Source organism: Paenibacillus sp. Z3-2 (genome assembly GCF_054161325.1).
This window is the reverse complement of sequence record NZ_CP096397.1, coordinates 1,026,877-1,043,614: the sequence shown is the minus strand read 5'-3', so window position 1 is coordinate 1,043,614 and position 16,738 is coordinate 1,026,877. Positions and strand designations below refer to the sequence as shown.

Here is a 16,738-nt window from a genome sequence, read left to right as displayed (position 1 = left end):
ATTTCACATCTCCGTATATGAATATTGGTCGAATAAATCATCGTAAGTCAGTCTATAACGTTGGGACTTACCGAACTTTTTACTTTCAAAAATAAGCTCATTTTTATCATTTCCTTTACTACTCAACTGATCTATAAATTCAACAAACTTGATATATTGGAACTTGTCCTTCTTATTCGGTCGATAACCGTTCTTGATTCGAATTAACAAGAAATATAATGAGAAATCAATATCGATTTCGACCGGAGTTCCCCCTTTGGGTCTAAAAGCGATCGTTAACATTGGTAAAAACTTCATTAATATATCTTCTAGTCTTGGTTCAACTCGTTCCAGCGCTGGTTCAATTTCAAGTTTTTGTAAAGCGTAATATTGTGTCTGGGGTTGTCCAATCTGAACATAAATAAGTCCGCCATGTCCCTCACCATTCCATTTATAAATCGCATCACGAACGTCTTCTCTGTAAAGCTTGGATAGCATACTCCAAGATCTTTTATTCCAATAAAATAAGTACTGCATATATTGATCATAGACCCGATCTTTAAATGAATCGTGATGTTCTCTAGGTATTAAGTAATATAGGTATACGAACAACTTAACTAACTCATTTCTAAATGAATTATGCTTTTTGTCTTCCTCTTTCCACGGAGAATGTGGAACAAGAGATTTTGCAAAATACGATGTTCTATTAACGTCGATAAATTGACTAAACAAATATGCACCGTCTTTTTTAGATTTAAAATCTATTAAGTGCTCGTCAAGTAACTCAGTTCGGTATTGTGTTGGATTGATATGATTTATAGCTTGATGTATAGCAGATGCATCCTCACGGTCAAATAGCTGAAAAGGAAGTAGACATGACGTATACGATTGAAAATCTTGATTTCTGATTACTTCCATCAACTTCTCATGCTCTATATTATCCATCGAAGCGGGAACAATGATATTGTATATAAAGTCCAGCAGAGCCCGAGTCGAAATAATAAGCTTTTCTTTTACCATCGCTTGAATCAATAAATCAATAATTTTGTCTTGGATATCCTCATATTGTAATAACTCATAATTTTGAATAATAGGATTTTTAAAAGCAACCTCGGGATGTTCAGCCTTTTCTCTTAGATAAGCCTCATAGAACGGATTCTGTTCTTTATCCTGAGTAATTCTTTGTAAAATTCCTCTAATGTAACTAGAACGAGGACCATGTTCCGTTAGCTCATACATGTGATAATCACTGAAATTCACATATTTGAAAATGTGATCATCCTGAGACACTTCCTCTGTAATCACAGACTCCATAATTCTCTTTGCATGTACAAATTCTCTAAGCCGAGTGAACTCCTTTCCTTCCTCTGCATCAATAAAGTTATTCAGAGCGCCCAGATTAATGGCTAAAACAATGGTTATATTCGGACCCGTTCCAATCTCTTGATCTGAAAACGGCTTTAGAATCTTGGCCAACGTTTCAATTGAAGTTTTCCGAGGAGAGAAACTCTCCGTTGCATCATTATGTAAATAAAATCTTTCTGGATCAGCTAAAAAATCATACTTATCTTTTAAGTAAGATAAGATATGTGATTTACCATCGCCCACTCCGCCACACACCAATATTAACTGTGGTTCATTTGTTTGATTGGCATTTATAATATAGTTTTCAAGTTCTTTTTCGACTGGCCTTTGAACATGCATATATTTTTTAAATTCACTGAATCCCTCAAGATTCTCTACAGCTTCCTTTGAAGACTGCTTACAGCGCTTAAGAACATCAATGAAATGAATATTTGTAGACATGCCCCATCCTCCAAAACACATTTTTATAAATCTCTACAAAAAAAGACATAGTTCTCCTATAGGAACCATGTCTGTCATCATACGCTGTTTACTGTGTAATAGACCATGCTTTGGTCCCGCATACATAAGTTAAAAAAGAAATAATTCAATACATGCAATAATGCGAAGCACTAATCTACAATAAATGACTATATATAGGATAAATATACCACACTTATGGTTCTTAAGGTACAAAATTAAGATTTATAGGTATTATTTCCAAGCTTCCTACGCATGTTTGAATATGATTAGAACAAAAAGCCTGCATAACATGTCCGATTTCTTTATAGTGCTAACTCAAACAATACACTTATTCGCCACCGCTACCATCTTCGCAGGCATCTCTTCCCGCAGTCGCCATACAAAGCTCATAGGTTTGTTCCCTTCATGACTCACATAATCCGCTTCGCCTAGGAAGACAAATGGAGACGTATAGTTATGCTCCTCCTTATATTCCCGTACGAACAGCGCGATCCGGTTGCCTGTCTCGCGGTGATGGATATACCTCTGCGCGGTAGCCGTACGCTCTGACACCCGGCTCTGAGTCTGCCAATGAAACAAATGCTCGTTGATCGCATAATCCTCATACAGCGTAGATGGTGAGAAATCTTTGTCCGATTTGTTCAGTGTAATGAAGAAGATATCGGTCTGTTCGTCTGCAAAATACTTCACGCCTTCACGGAAGGCGGGTGATTGCTGGGCATTCCAGTAACCGAAGGCGGCAAGCACTTGGTCGATGGAGTACATACAGTGGATATCCAGTGGACAAGTGTACGGGAACGAATTGCTTTTATCCACAAATCGCAGATGAGCCAGGTTATATTTAAAAATATCCACAAGCTCTGCTCGGAATGCCTCACAAGACAGCACACGCTGCACCCCCTCTTCGATGCTGCTCAGTCCTAGCTTCTCGGGCGCAGCCCGGTGGAAGGTGTAATAGAACATGGTGAGCATGCGCTGTTCATCGGCGGTAGTCGGTTCTTTGTCTTTTTCAATAAAGTCGATCAGGAACGTCAGCCAGCTTCGGGAGTTAATCGTCAACACAGACGGCAGTCTGCGGATATACTCCTCATGTTCATCCTCGATGGGTGCTGTTAATCCAGATTCGGCCAACAGGCCGCGGAAATACCTTTTTCCCGTACGTCCACCATATAATTCAACCAGTGTCATCCCGTGATGCTCAACAAAATGAGCCAGTGTCAGAGGCAGTCCGGTGTCTTGTTGGAACGTTTGCAGCTTCTGGATCAACGCTTTGCGATTACGACTCATCTGCTTGAGGTTGCGCATAATGTATTCCTTCGCTTGCTTCTCCAAGTGAATGAACGTGCCGCGAGGCAGGTTCGAGAAGCCGTTCTCGACGTAGTGCCACCTGTACTCCTGATGCGCTTGCCCGATGAAGTCGAGCACGGTCAGGCACTCTTTGCCGTCCGCCATCCGTAGTCCACGTCCCAACTGTTGCAGGAATACAGTCAGACTTTCGGTAGGACGCAGGAACAGGATGGTGTTCACCTCAGGGATATCCACGCCCTCATTGTACAGATCAACGACAAAGATCATGCGCAGTTCCCCGTTCACCAGCTGTCCTTTCGCAGAATGACGTTCCTGTTCGTTCGACCCGCCATGAAGGGCCATGGATGGAATGCCGGCTTCGTTAAATATTTTTGCCATATACATCGCATGATCCACCCCTACGCAGAACCCAAGCCCCTTCACATCATCCAGATCGGTTACGTATTTGTTCAGACTTTGGATGATCTGGTTGGCACGGATTTTGTTATGGGTATAGAGCTTCTCCAGTTCGTTCAGGTCATAACCTTTACGCGACCACTTCACCTGAGACAGATCGACAGTATCGGTGACGCCAAAATATTGAAAAGGACTCAGTAGCTTCCGATCAATCGCATCAGTCAGACGGATTTCAGCAGCAATCGTATGATCGAAGTAGGCGGTAATGTCTTTGCCATCCATCCGTTCCGGCGTTGCAGTGAGTCCTAGCAAAATCTTAGGTTCATAATGGGATAACAGCTTCTGGTACGAAGGCGCTGCGGCATGGTGGAATTCATCCGCAATGATGTAATCGTAATAATCTGGGCTGGTGATCTCCGTCAGCTTCATGGAGTTAAGACTCTGAATACTAACAAACAGGTGATCCAGCGCCTCCGCCCGGTGATTTCCGACATGCAGCTCACCAAAGTTCATATCCTTCAGGATATACCGGAACGTGTCCCGGCTTTGCTTTAAGATTTCTTCCCGATGGGCGACAAAAAGTAGCTTGGCTCCCGCATGGCTTGCACGAAACCGCTTGTAGTCGAAGGCAGAGATGACCGTTTTGCCAACGCCTGTGGCGGCAACGATCAGGTTACGGGTTCGTCCGTACAGCGTACGCTCGGCGTGAAGCTGTTCCAGCACTTCTTTTTGATAATCGTAAGGCTGAATGTCGAGGTGGAAGTGGTTGGACTGATCTTTTTTGCGATTCAGAGCCGCCTTCAACTGTGCCTCATGCCCTTCATCCTCAGCTACATAACGCGTAAATTCGCGGTCATTCCAGTAGCTCTCAAAGGTCGCTTCAATCTTGCGCAACACATCGAGTGAATCTTTCTCCGTCACCTTTAGGTTCCACTCCATACCACTGGTCAGCGCCGGGTTGGACAGGTTAGAGGAGCCGACATAGGCTGTCGTGAATCCAGTATCACGGTGAAAAATGTACGTTTTGGCGTGCAGCCGAGTCACTTTAGTATCATACGAAATCTGGATTTCCGTGTTAGGTAATTTGCTGAGTTCGGTAATGGCTTTGAGGTCGGTTGCCTCCATATAGGTGGTCGTGATGATCCGCAGCTTTCCGCCGCCTCCTGTAAATTGCTGAAGCTGTTTCAGAAGCAGGCGAAGCCCGCTGAATTTGATAAATGACACCAACCAGTCGATCCGATCGGCGGTCACGATCTCCTTTTGCAACTCCAGTAACATACTCGGCTCGGACTTCGCGCCTGTGAATAATGAGCTTTGGGAGATCGGTGTATCTGGACGAACGATTTTGGTATCCCTGACCGCACGAATGCTGTTCAGCTTGGAATACACATGGGTCAGCACTTCCCCCTGCTCGTCCAGTTGCAATTCGTTGTACTCTTCTTCCCCCAGTGTGCCTTTCAGGGTAGCAATAATCTCATTACACGTCCGGATCTGCGCCAACACTGCTGTCTTATCTTCTGTCTGTTCCCGTACAATCTTGAGCGCTCGCCGGGTCACCTCCGCCAAATACGTGGATAACAGTTTACGTGCTTCTTCTGCATCCAGCTTCTCGGTCCCAATGTTATACACATCCGGGTCCAGCGCCGAAATCTCCTGTCTGGTGATTGTGTTGATAAGCTGTTCATATATGCCTTGTTTCATGAATATACCTCGTGTGGGTGTAGGATGGTTTGTGGATAGTTCTCTATGTATATGTTTAGCTGAAAATTGCTTCTTCTATATTATCGACCAATCTGTGGAAGATTTCATTATTTGTTTGATTTCATAGGAAAAAGCACCTCTACTTGTGGTCTGGTAGAAGTGCTGTTTGTATGAATACAATTACATTAAATATGATCTACAGATTATTGATATCAATAGGATCTTTCTCAACAAATTTTTCATACCAATTGTTTAGTGGGAAATGTGAGACATTTATAATTTCTAGAGAGAGTGGTTTGATGGTAAAAGAGCCGCCCCGTTCAAAAAGTTTAATTAACGGTTCATATATGTCTAGATACTGGCTGATGCTCGGAGTATTCTCTGCGTACTTCGCCAACTGTAGATAGTATTCAAATATTCTTTTCACATATGAGTTTTGATTCAAATACGCAACAGCCTCCGAACTACAATAAGCTGAAATATCTAATTCCTCATCTTGATCTCCTAGCAGTTTCGCCACATTTGTAAATGCAGGTGGCATAGGCTTCAGCTGCTCCGCTTTATAAAATTGAGCCATTCTTCTGAGAAATTCATATCCGAGTTTAGTATCCTCCTCAGAGATAACAGTACCTACTAAAGCCCAATTTATATTATTTAGTTTGAATACTGCATTTTCCAATAACATTCTATTTCACCTCAACATTTAGTAATCAATCTCATCATCGTAGTACTTACCAAAATCCTTACTAGGATCGTAACCTGGAAAAGGTGGAGGATTGGGAGCTGTTACAGCAGCTTTATCATGAGCATTTTTCTCTGTATCTATTTTAAATGTCTCTAATTCCGCACTCCAAGTCGTCCGATCCCTCAAGGGCATTCCTTCACCCATTAACTCTTTTTCTCTCAATTCATGATTCGCTAATGTCTTAAACCAATCCTTCTCAGCTTCATTAAGATCACCATTTTGAGCTTTCTTCCAAGCATATGCTATATCCCCGTCGGCTTGAAAGTAGTTTTCTTTATACGGTTTACCTTCTATGGACAAATTATAAGTGCTCAAGAATAGATGTCTTTTCATGTTAGTAACTTGCTCTTCTGTCAGCCCTGTATTTTTAGCAACAATAGGTACATCCTCAATTCCTTTTGTTCTAATTTCAATATAATTTCTTTCAAGATACGCCTGAAATCCATCTTTAGGAGGTGTAATATATTTTTTCATTTCTCCAGGGTCTGTACTAAACGTGATTTCTTTATTATGTGAGTCTTTCTCCCCTTTCTCCGGCTTACCTCCACCAGACCCAATGTCGTCCTTCGAACGAAAAGCTTTGCCAAACAAAACATACGCCAAGGCCTGTCCCGTCATCGCTCCACCATAATAACCCATTCCATCCTGATCAATCTGTTTCTTCTGCTCATCCACAAATTGCTCTATATCAGACCTAGCCGTTCCCGTACCCCAGGCGGTATCCCATGCAAACTGAATTCCACGCCCAACGTCAACAACTTTGCCCACTGTCATGGCATATGCAAGACTGGTTACCGTACTGAACGGTTGATAGATGAGAGCCTCAGCCGTCTGTCCCATTCCAGTGATCGTTTCTCCAACGGATGTATTGAGCAGTCCAACTAGGAAGCCTCGTTTCAGCTCTTCCGGAATCTGTAGAGCAACCTCACCTGATCCATCCGTTGTTCTGAAGTTCATTGCAATAAACGTAAACTCTTTCTGGATTTCGTCCAATAGCCCGAGTGTAGTCGGGAACACTTCTTTCACCTGCATAAAATCCCAAAAGAAACGCTCTCCTGTCACACCCGACCAATCGGATTGCAACATATAGATGGATTTCTCCAGTTCCCAGACCATTCGCTCCAGTTCCTGTTTCTTCTGCTGGACCAATCGAGCTTTCTCGTCCAACACATCGGGATGTACCTGAATACGTTGCATTCTATCCTCACCGCCAACCTGACCGTAGTAGTTATACCTAAATTTTAACAAGTGAAGAGTTCGATTGGAATCAACCGGAGGATTCATTTTCTCGTTAAAGATTCAGTAAGCAGGAAATATTCATTAGCCAGATATTTTGCATATTCGTGCACTTTATATTCGATGGATGTACATCACATATGGACCAGCAAATCAGACGTGTATCACCCTCTATGAGTGTTCAACGAGTTCAACAAGAAATTGGGCCCCTCACTTCTGCTCCTTTCCCGGAACCGCTTATAGTCGAAGATAGGGACCTTTTTTGATGTTTGAATATAAGAAAAGGGAGCACTCTCTATCGCCTCTGAACGGCAGGAGAGCACTCCACTTTGGGTGGGAACTATTTATGAAATTAGCATTAATAATCTGCTTCCTGCCCAGAGTAAGTATCCAATTTGAATGGTTACATACATATTGTATTCTATAACCGTTAGTTTCCTTTGCCTTTTGGTCTTACTTAATTCTAGAAAATAAAAGAAGGTAACAATGAGTATAAGAATCACTGCTAATTCATTAATTGTTTCTAGGATGGATATACTCCTCATCTCCTTTCATACGAAAGAACCTCACCAATTTATTAGCCTCTATCACACTCACAATGATCATTCGTACCGTGGATTTAACGCATCTCTCCAAACGTCATCATCGTCGAAATCAACATTTTCCTCTTGAAAATAAGCTCGGCTCTCTTGCTCCAGACCATTCAAGATTTGGGGCCAATCGTTCTCGGTGATTTCTCTGGATTCAAAATCCCCAACAACGTTCAGCCATCGATGATTTAACTGTTGATACTCCTTAATTCTTGTTTTAAGCTCAGGTTTTACAGGATAATTAACGATATCCAATCTCTCGAACGTCATTCGCATACGATAAAGCGTAGGTGGAAATATGTCATCTTGACCTAAGCCATTTGTAAATAATGCTGCGGGTTTTGCCAGCCAGTTAGCTTCTTCGCTGAAACTTAGATTCATTAAGTTATACTTATTAATAATCTGTGTCATATCTGTAAAGTTGTAATAGATCTGGCTCGCTTGCTCTCCATCCTCAACCAGCTCATTTGTTATTTTCTCATTCTCCAGTATGCGGCTGAATAAAATATCATTATTGATAATCGCACTCTTCATATCAACGATATCTTGGCGGACATTCATCGTTAGATACTGTTCATACATTCGTTTTTCTTTATAGAAGCTATAGGTTAGCACGAGCAGGATCGCCAGTCCTAAGCATCCTATAATTAAAAGTCGCTTCTTTAGTATCATGTTTACATATTCTCCTAGGATTTTAATAGAAAGAAGCACCTCTACGTTTGATCTGGTAGAAGTGCCTGTAAGGGGTATCTGTAATTCAGTTGAAAGGTATGCGTCTGAAGCAATTCAAGGGTTGCGATTAGTTTAGGAGCCGCTTAATCTGCTTAGCTTCGCCTATCTATTCACATTGCGATCTCTCATGGCACCCAAAACAATGTTGTAATGATCTGGATCTTGGATATATACATTGATGAATTCCCAATCACCATGAGACTCACTGATCGGTTGGAACGGGATTATCCCGCCCTTGCTCCGTATGTCTTCAACGAGTTCATCGAGATCATCCCAACGTACATGAATATACGTATCCCATCCATAATCAGGGCCTTCCCACTCCGTTGGGTAATCTGTATGTTTCATCGAAGGTTTATTTGGACGTACATCTTCAGGAGATTTGGCTTGCTGAAGAATAACGATCATCCCATCCCGTTCTGCATGACCCCAACCATCGACCTTGCATCCAAGAACATCACGATAGTATTCCTTTGACCTCTCCAAGTTAGAAACCAGTCGAACCTGAATCGTTTTACCAAGCTCCAATTGACGTTCATCGATACTGCTGGCTAGCAGATTATCCAAACCTCATCCCTCCAACTATTCAAATATTGGATTAATCACTTGAATCCCCATCTTGAACGAATCACCCTTTTCTAATGGGAAAATGCAACTTGAAGTCGGCTGTCCTTCTCTCCAATCCGAAGTATAGCCCGTTGTACAGCTCAAATCCATAGGATCCTGATAGTTCATATTCGGATTGGTTAATCCAATCAAATAGGATGCCGTAAGCCTCACCAGCTTGGTCGATATCCCCTTTATACTCGTACGCAGCATATAGTCCTGCCGGAATATCATAACTGACCAGATCACCTGTTGAGCTTTGGTCTTGCCTTACTTCCACCCCAGCGATCCATTTGAATAAATCCGTATCCGGTTTGTAGTTGGGTGGGTCAATAAATACGCCATAAGTCACTGGCAAGCCTATGGGATCAGGCACTTCATTTTTTCTTTCATTGAATGACTGTTGTAACTTCGGAATAATCATTTGTTCTTTCGTATCCTTAAGAAGCGTCTCCACCATTAGCCCGATAATTCTAGTTCTTTCTCTGTGTATGATCTCTACAGATATCATCTACTTACATACCATTAAAACATTTCCATAGGGATCTCTGATATTAAACCAATGATTATTTTGAATTTCGGTGATGACTTCCACATTTTGAGCTTGTAGAAGTTCATATGATTTCTCGATGTCGTCTGATGCCAGTTGGATCACAGGAACGTTATGTATGCTTTCCGATGAATGAATCTTGCTGTCGAGTATGATATTCGTTCCCCCTTCCATTGGCAGGACGTAGATATGCCCGAAGAAAATCTCGCCATCAGATGGTAACCCGAACAATTGACAATACCAATCCCTTGCAGTTTCGATGTTACTTACCGGAATAAATACGCCTCTAACCTGGTTCAGCACTGACTTTACCATGCATTTTTGTCTCCATTCCATTTAGGATTTCGATTATACAACCGGGGACCCCTTTGAAAACTGCAGCTTGAAAAAAGGGGACATTTGAGGTCAATAACATTCAAATATATTCCAATACTGGGGTATACCCATATCTTACTTCCTCTTGCCCATGAGCACAAGCGTTCTTATCAAAACAATGAAGGAAGAATATCTTCCCTTCAAAAGGCTGGGGTCATGCGCATTGCCTCGTGTCAATTCACCCCGGGATATTCTTTTCGCCATTGATTATGCCACTTTTCCTTTAGCATGGAGGGCAGAGGTATGGGAACAGACAGTAATATATTCCCATATCACACAAGAGACAAATTCCGTGATAAACTAACGCTATGCTCCATTACAGCACCGATGCGTTGCTTGATAAGATTTTATATTGAAACTCGGAGGAATATGGATGAGAACGGCATTAACGAAATGGAACCGAATGAGTCTTATTAAACGAATTTTACTAGGAATTGTCTTGGGGATTATCTTGGCCCTGATCGTACCTGGTGCAACGGGAATTGCGCTTTTCGGTTCCTTATTTGTCTCAGCATTGAAGGCGGTTGCCCCAATCTTGGTGTTACTTTTGGTAATGGCCGCTATATCCAACCATCGAAAAGGTGTTCAAACCAATATGAAAAGGATTATCGTCCTTTACGTTATGAGTACCTTTCTGGCTGGGCTGCTCGCGGTTGCGGCAAGTTTCCTATTTCCGGTTACATTGACTTTGGTATCGGGCGTGCAAGAATTGACTCCACCTGATGGCATTGTCGAGGTCCTGAAGAGCTTGTTATTGAAGTTGGTTGATAATCCAGCAAGCGCACTGATGAACGCTAACTATATTGGTATTCTGGCTTGGGCCGTGCTGCTTGGTGTTGCTCTCAAAAGCTCCAGTGATAGCACCAAAAACCTGATTACTCAATTCTCGGAAGCTGTATCGAAGATTGTGAAATGGGTAATCCAATTTGCACCGTTCGGGATTATGGGTCTTATTTTTGACTCCATTACAACAAGCGGACTTTCGTCTTTGTTGGGTTACGGCAAATTACTTTCCGTTCTTGTTGGATGTATGTTGTTTACGGCGCTTGTTGTCAATCCGCTCATCGTGTATCTGAACATTCGTAAGAATCCATACCCCCTCGTCTTGCAGTGCTTAAGAGAAAGCGGGATCACGGCATTCTTTACACGAAGTTCTGCGGCGAACATTCCAGTCAATATGAGATTATGTGAAAAGTTAGGATTGGACAAGGATACGTATTCGGTATCCATCCCGTTGGGCGCTACGATTAATATGGCGGGGGCAGCCGTTACCATATCGGTCTTATCCCTTGCGGCCGTTCATACGATGGGTATTCAGGTGGATTTTGGGACAGCATTGATTCTCAGCGTGTTGTCCGCTGTCGCCGCTACGGGCGCCTCGGGTGTGGCAGGTGGCTCTCTTCTTCTTATTCCTATGGCATGCAGCTTGTTCGGTATATCGAATGATATTGCGATGCAAGTCGTTGGGGTTGGCTTCATCATCGGAGTGTTGCAAGACTCATTTGAAACGTCCCTGAATTCATCCTCGGATGTCTTGTTTACCGCGACAGCAGAATACGCTAAGAAACGTAAAGAAGGTAAGAAAACAGCAGTTCAGCACTAAACCAACAGCAGTTGGCCTACCATATCCCCTCCTGGTTACAGTGAAAAAAGGTCGCATGATGACATGTGATCAACACCGTAGACCCGAGGGGATTTCTTCGTTACAACGTAAAATGGAACAATAACTTCTGCAACATTTTTTCTCCATAGAAGAAGGCATGAGCACTCCGTTTTCTTGCATCAGCGATACACATTATTAAAAAATCCCCTTCAAGTAACCACATGTTCTGAACGAACACCGTTTACTTGAAGGGGATTGATCTGTACTCTACTTCTCGAATCGGAACCAGCCGAAGTCAAACTGACTGCCTGGCAGGAAGATAAAGCTTACTTTCTGTACATCTGTCACTTGCTCAAGCTCAAACACCCGTTCCTCATATCCACCCGACTGCGTGAACTCAACTAGTTGATTGCTCTGTCCGTCCGCACCTGCAAAGCGAATATGAATCGTATTCTTATCAATCGGTGAATGGCCGTAGATCACGAGCTTCGATGTGCCTTCTGCCGTAAAGTCCATGTTTTCAAACTCCAGCGACACATTGTTCCCGATACCTTCAACACGGTCACCCTCAATTTTGAACGTATCTCCATAGAGATGGTCACAGGATGCAGCAGCATTCTGTTCAAAGGCGCGGCTCTGGCGCTCGAAGGAGAATCCTTTAATATGAATCTTCTGCTTCAGTACAAAACAGATCGACGTAATTCCGCTAAGGCGTTTGGATAATTGGTACGTCTCTTCCTGGTACACATTCCAAATGGACTCTTTGTCATACACCACATCTGCGATCATCGTACTTCCTTCTTCATCCGGCATACCTTCCCAGATCTGAATGAAGTAGTCCTCCGTGGACAACGTAAAGATTGGAATGGTAATCGTATCGGAACCATACGGCCCGAAGTCAATATTACGGAAGCCTACGTGCGTCTCTCCGTCCCGACTTGTCGCTACTCCGCGTTCGTTGCCGTTACCAACCTCACCTTTGGTGTAATCGTACAGTCCGCCCGTGATGAAGCCGTATGGATCTTTGTACGCTGTGCCGAGACCGTCCGCCTTGAATTCCAGCTGGGAGATCAGTTTCGTTTTATCCGTACCGTTGGTACTGGTTGCGCGAAGCCGGAACTCCCCGTCTCCTATAGCCGATACTTTCACCGTATGTTGATGTTCACTGTTGTCGCCCGTTTCTGCTTGAACAGCTTCCACTTTAGCAATGTTAGACTCGATCCCAGCATCATTCACAACGGCCCACTCGATATCGCGGTAAGAAGTGTTCTCCGGATACAGCTTGGCGGTTACGACTAACTCCGGGTTGGACGGATCGAGCAACTGTCCTGCTTTACTGATAATCTCGATTTTCCGCAAAGGAATCTCCTGAGCATTCCCCGTAAGCACAGGACGTTCTTCATTGTTCATGAAAACAGGTTGTACTTGTTTCTCATCATTAAGTTCAGCCGCCACAACTAGAGATCCAAATTCAGCCGTAGCTCCTTCCAACCCTTCGGAAGATACCTCAATCCGTACCGTTCCAGGTTCATTCGTCGCTCCGATGATAGCCATCAGTTTGCCGCTGAATAGTCTTCTGCTAAGACCCTTGTATGGATCGTAGTCCGTGCTGTCCCCATTATCCAGACCCAGCAATCGTCCTGCACCAGTCACCTGAACTTGCACGCGGTTGTTCGCATTGTGCACCGGATTACCCGCTTCATCTTCCACATCAATTTCTACAAAAATAAGATCTGTGCCATTCGCTTGCAACTGCTCCCGATCCGCTTGCAGACGAATCTTCTTCGCATCCGTATAGGATCTTTGCACATCGGTTGCAATGATCTGGCCGTTCTCATCGTAAGCGATCGCTTTCAGCTCACCCTCTTCATAAGGCACTTTCCACCAGCCTGAAAGCTGTGTTCCATTAGCATGATCGATATCGTACGTGCCAATCGTTTTGCCGTTGAGTTGCAGCTCAATCTTCGGTGCGTTGCTGCACACGCGTACATCAATAATCTGCCCAGGGCTGAAATCCCAATAAGGGAACAGGTGAACCATCGGACTTTTCTTATAATCCGTCCAAGCCGCTTGGTAGATGTAATAGGAGTCTTTCGGGAACGTTGCGGTATCCAGCTGTCCAAAATACGAATTCTTCGTATGATACGGTGTCGGTTCTCCAATATAATCGAATCCGGTCCACAGGAACTGACCCAGCGAATACGGTGTATCCCGCTCTGCCAAAATGCAGTATTCTGCCGACTTCGCGCCCCAACTGGTCGTACTGTTACCCAAAGCCGAACACTGCTCATCATCATCTGCCAAAATCGGCTGTTCGAATGGGAAGTGATAAATACCACGACTTTGCACTACAGAAGACGTTTCACTACCATAGATGATCCAGTCCGGATGCTCTTCATGATGTTTGTCATAATATTTTTCCGCGTAGTTGTAACCTGCCAGCTTCACAATATCCGCGCATTTTTGTGCATTTTCCCAAGGCATATAGTTCGAACCAATCGTCACGCCTGCATTGCCTTTCGGATCAAATTCCAGCACATAATCCATCAGCATCCGGGTTACTTCCTGTCCACGCTCATCCGCATGGGTATCGTAAATTTCGTTCCCGATACTCCACATAATCAGACTGGCATGATTACGGTCGCGTTTCACCCAACTCTTCACATCGGTATGCACCCACTCCGGGAAAAATCTCGCATAATCGTATGGTGTTTTGGCACGTTCCCACATATCGAAGGCTTCAGACACAACCAGCATACCCATCTCATCCGCGAGTTCCATGAACTCTTTGGCAGGCATATTATGCGCGGTTCGGATAGCGTTAACGCCCATTTCTTTGAGCAAAACGAATCTTCTACGCAATGCCGTCAGGTTAAACGCAGCTCCCAGTGCCCCGAGATCATGGTGTTCACACACGCCGTTCAGCTTCATCTTGACTCCGTTCAGGTGGAACCCTTCATTGGCATCCAGCTTGATATTCCGGAATCCAATGCGCTGTGATACCGACTCCACTGTCCGATGTTCCTGATCATCCGAGGTCAATCGCAGCTCCGTCACTAGTTCATACAGATGTGGCGCATCCGGGCTCCACAGGTTAGGATTCACAACAATAAGCTGTTGGCTATCTGCCGATACAATCGCATTCTCACCCACCGAAGCCGTAACATTCGCCTGGCTGGATGCCACCACCTGACCTTCATACAAGATCGTATGCACCAGCTCTGCCTGCTGATTCTGTTCCAGGTTTAGCTCGGTATCCACTTCCACCTGCCAGCCATCCGGCTGCTGCTGAATCGATACATACGTTCCATCCGTAACAATATGGTTGCGGTCTCTCGTTTTCAGCCATACATGGCGATAGATTCCGGCTCCGGAATACCATCTGCTGTTCGGACTCTGATGCACTACTTTGACTATAATCTCATTGTCGCCTTCCACCAGTGCATTCGTGATCTCATGTTCAAAAGCAGAATATCCATACTTCCACTCCCCAACCAGCTGCCCGTTCACATACACCGAAGAGTCCATGTATACGCCATCAAAACAGAGCAAAAGCTGCTGCTCATCCTTCGTGTAATGGAACGTCTTGCGGTACCATCCAATGCTGTCTTCATACAGTTCAAGCGTATTATATATCAGCCAATCATGGGGAAGTTCCACAGGTTCATATACCAGACCCGCAGGTTCCGTAACATCAAGCTTGCTTTTCGCAAATTGCCATCCATCATTAAAAAGCCTCTTCTGATTCATGGTAGATTCTCACTTTCTTCATGTAAATTATGATTACGGTTACAACCTAAATATCGCTTTTTACGAAAACCTTTTCGGAAATAATCAAGTACCACTGTAACACATAACCCGATTATACCACCAGTCTCTTCCCTGTACCTCCATTTCATAAGATTTTTCAGCCATAATGATGAACATTTTATTCCACCAAGCATCGGACGCTCGATAACAACAAACCAAAAAGGCAACCCAATAAACGGGTCACCTTCTATATTTTATAAAGGCCAATATATCTTCTTTAGAGGCATTAATGATTTAGCCTCTGAATCAAATTCATCATAATGCTGATTAATCAACTCTACTAGCAAATCTGCATCTACCAAAGAAACAGGAATGTTAGAGCGTTCTGCTTCATATTTAGCCTCTCTGGTGAATCCACCTGTTGAAACATAAACCCCTTGATCACCGGGTCTTAAACCTCCGATAAAACTTCGAATTTCATTGGAGCCCATCGCGTTTTTTCTATGTTTAACTTCCACCATAATTCTAGGCTGTTGCAGCCCTAAACCATCTGGTGATGCAATAATATCTCTTCCTCGATCAGGTCCTTTTACAGATATTCTTGTTTTATATCCCATACCTCTTAAGACGCCAGCGACCAGACTCTGCATTTCTTCCCAATCCAGATGATTGAATTTGTCCTTTATAAATTCATGCGCTCTTTCAATGACATCTTCCTTGATTGTATCTAGTTCTGCCTGTTCTTTCTCAGTTTCTTCCGGTTGTGGCTGAAGAGGTTCGTGGTGTTTCTGTCTGAGAAAGTGCTCAAGCTCCTTCACTGTTTCATTCTGTAGTGCAAAAAGCGTCATGATAGACCCCAAACAATTGCGCGTATTCGCTGTCAGAACATCCCGTTCAACTAGTCCAGACCATGTCACCCTTCTATAGTGACTCTTGTCTGAGATCATTCCTTCTCCATAATGATAATCTGAATTGATTTCTCCAATAAGATATTCGCGTGTTTGCGGATTATATGTAACGACCAAATCTCCAGCTTTCATCTCTTGGGCAAATCTGTATAACTGACCCGCTGTAATGTTAACTTTACCGTCCTTATAATCAGGATATTCGTGGCGGAGCTTTTTCTTCACATCATCAATGTGTCTTATCTGTTCTAATGAACCTACTTCATTCCAGCCTATTGCAATCATCTGTGTGGATTTAAACTCTTCAAAAAGGTAAGCATTCTCACCCGCTCGAATAAACCAATTATTTCTGCTCATAACTTCCTCCATTATTTCTTATTTCTTATTTCTATTGTATTGTACTGTGAATTTTCGGCATGGATGTAGCATTCCCCT

Annotated in this window: 11 protein-coding genes; 1 reads left to right on the top strand and 10 read right to left on the bottom strand. The window is 43.5% G+C overall.

What is annotated here, in order from left to right:
* Positions 1 to 3: 3 nt before the first annotated feature.
* The 8 genes from dptF to M1D71_RS04445 form a co-directional block, all read right to left on the bottom strand.
* Positions 4 to 1,785, bottom strand: coding sequence for a DNA phosphorothioation-dependent restriction protein DptF (dptF, locus tag M1D71_RS04480; protein WP_458125427.1), 1,782 nt, complete (start codon positions 1,783 to 1,785; stop codon positions 4 to 6).
* A gap of 336 nt (positions 1,786 to 2,121) precedes the next feature.
* Entirely contained in the window at positions 2,122 to 5,211 is a 3,090-nt protein-coding gene (locus M1D71_RS04475) for a DUF3427 domain-containing protein (protein WP_458125426.1), read from the bottom strand.
* 196 nt (positions 5,212 to 5,407) lie between these two features.
* Positions 5,408 to 5,896, bottom strand: a complete 489-nt coding sequence (locus M1D71_RS04470) for a hypothetical protein (RefSeq protein ID WP_458125425.1) — start codon at positions 5,894 to 5,896, stop codon at positions 5,408 to 5,410.
* 18 nt (positions 5,897 to 5,914) lie between these two features.
* On the bottom strand, positions 5,915 to 7,153 hold the full coding sequence (locus tag M1D71_RS04465; protein WP_458125424.1) for a WXG100 family type VII secretion target: 1,239 nt from the start codon (positions 7,151 to 7,153) through the stop codon (positions 5,915 to 5,917).
* Positions 7,154 to 7,794: 641 nt separating this feature from the next.
* Positions 7,795 to 8,454: a hypothetical protein gene (locus M1D71_RS04460; protein WP_458125423.1), complete on the bottom strand. Its 660-nt coding sequence runs from the start codon at positions 8,452 to 8,454 to the stop codon at positions 7,795 to 7,797.
* A 162-nt stretch (positions 8,455 to 8,616) separates the two neighbouring features.
* The gene (locus M1D71_RS04455; protein ID WP_458125422.1) at positions 8,617 to 9,081 is read right to left on the bottom strand and encodes a VOC family protein; all 465 of its coding nucleotides are present in this window, start codon (positions 9,079 to 9,081) and stop codon (positions 8,617 to 8,619) included.
* A gap of 61 nt (positions 9,082 to 9,142) precedes the next feature.
* Positions 9,143 to 9,580, bottom strand: coding sequence for a GyrI-like domain-containing protein (locus M1D71_RS04450; protein ID WP_458125421.1), 438 nt, complete (start codon positions 9,578 to 9,580; stop codon positions 9,143 to 9,145).
* 51 nt (positions 9,581 to 9,631) lie between these two features.
* Positions 9,632 to 9,985 carry a VOC family protein gene (locus tag M1D71_RS04445; RefSeq protein ID WP_458125420.1) on the bottom strand — a complete coding sequence of 118 codons (354 nt, stop codon included), beginning with the start codon at positions 9,983 to 9,985 and terminating at the stop codon, positions 9,632 to 9,634.
* Between the two features lie 433 nt (positions 9,986 to 10,418).
* Between M1D71_RS04445 and sstT the strand changes: the two genes are divergently transcribed.
* Positions 10,419 to 11,648 (top strand): serine/threonine transporter SstT, encoded by a 1,230-nt coding sequence (gene sstT, locus M1D71_RS04440; RefSeq protein ID WP_458125419.1) that lies wholly within the window; start codon positions 10,419 to 10,421, stop codon positions 11,646 to 11,648.
* A gap of 267 nt (positions 11,649 to 11,915) precedes the next feature.
* Here sstT and M1D71_RS04435 read toward each other — a convergent pair whose 3' ends face one another.
* Together M1D71_RS04435 and M1D71_RS04430 are read right to left on the bottom strand one after the other, a co-directional pair.
* The gene (locus M1D71_RS04435) at positions 11,916 to 15,398 is read right to left on the bottom strand and encodes a glycoside hydrolase family 2 TIM barrel-domain containing protein (protein ID WP_458125418.1); all 3,483 of its coding nucleotides are present in this window, start codon (positions 15,396 to 15,398) and stop codon (positions 11,916 to 11,918) included.
* Between the two features lie 254 nt (positions 15,399 to 15,652).
* Positions 15,653 to 16,660 carry a restriction endonuclease gene (locus tag M1D71_RS04430; protein ID WP_458125417.1) on the bottom strand — a complete coding sequence of 336 codons (1,008 nt, stop codon included), beginning with the start codon at positions 16,658 to 16,660 and terminating at the stop codon, positions 15,653 to 15,655.
* Between the last annotated feature and the right edge of the window lie 78 nt (positions 16,661 to 16,738).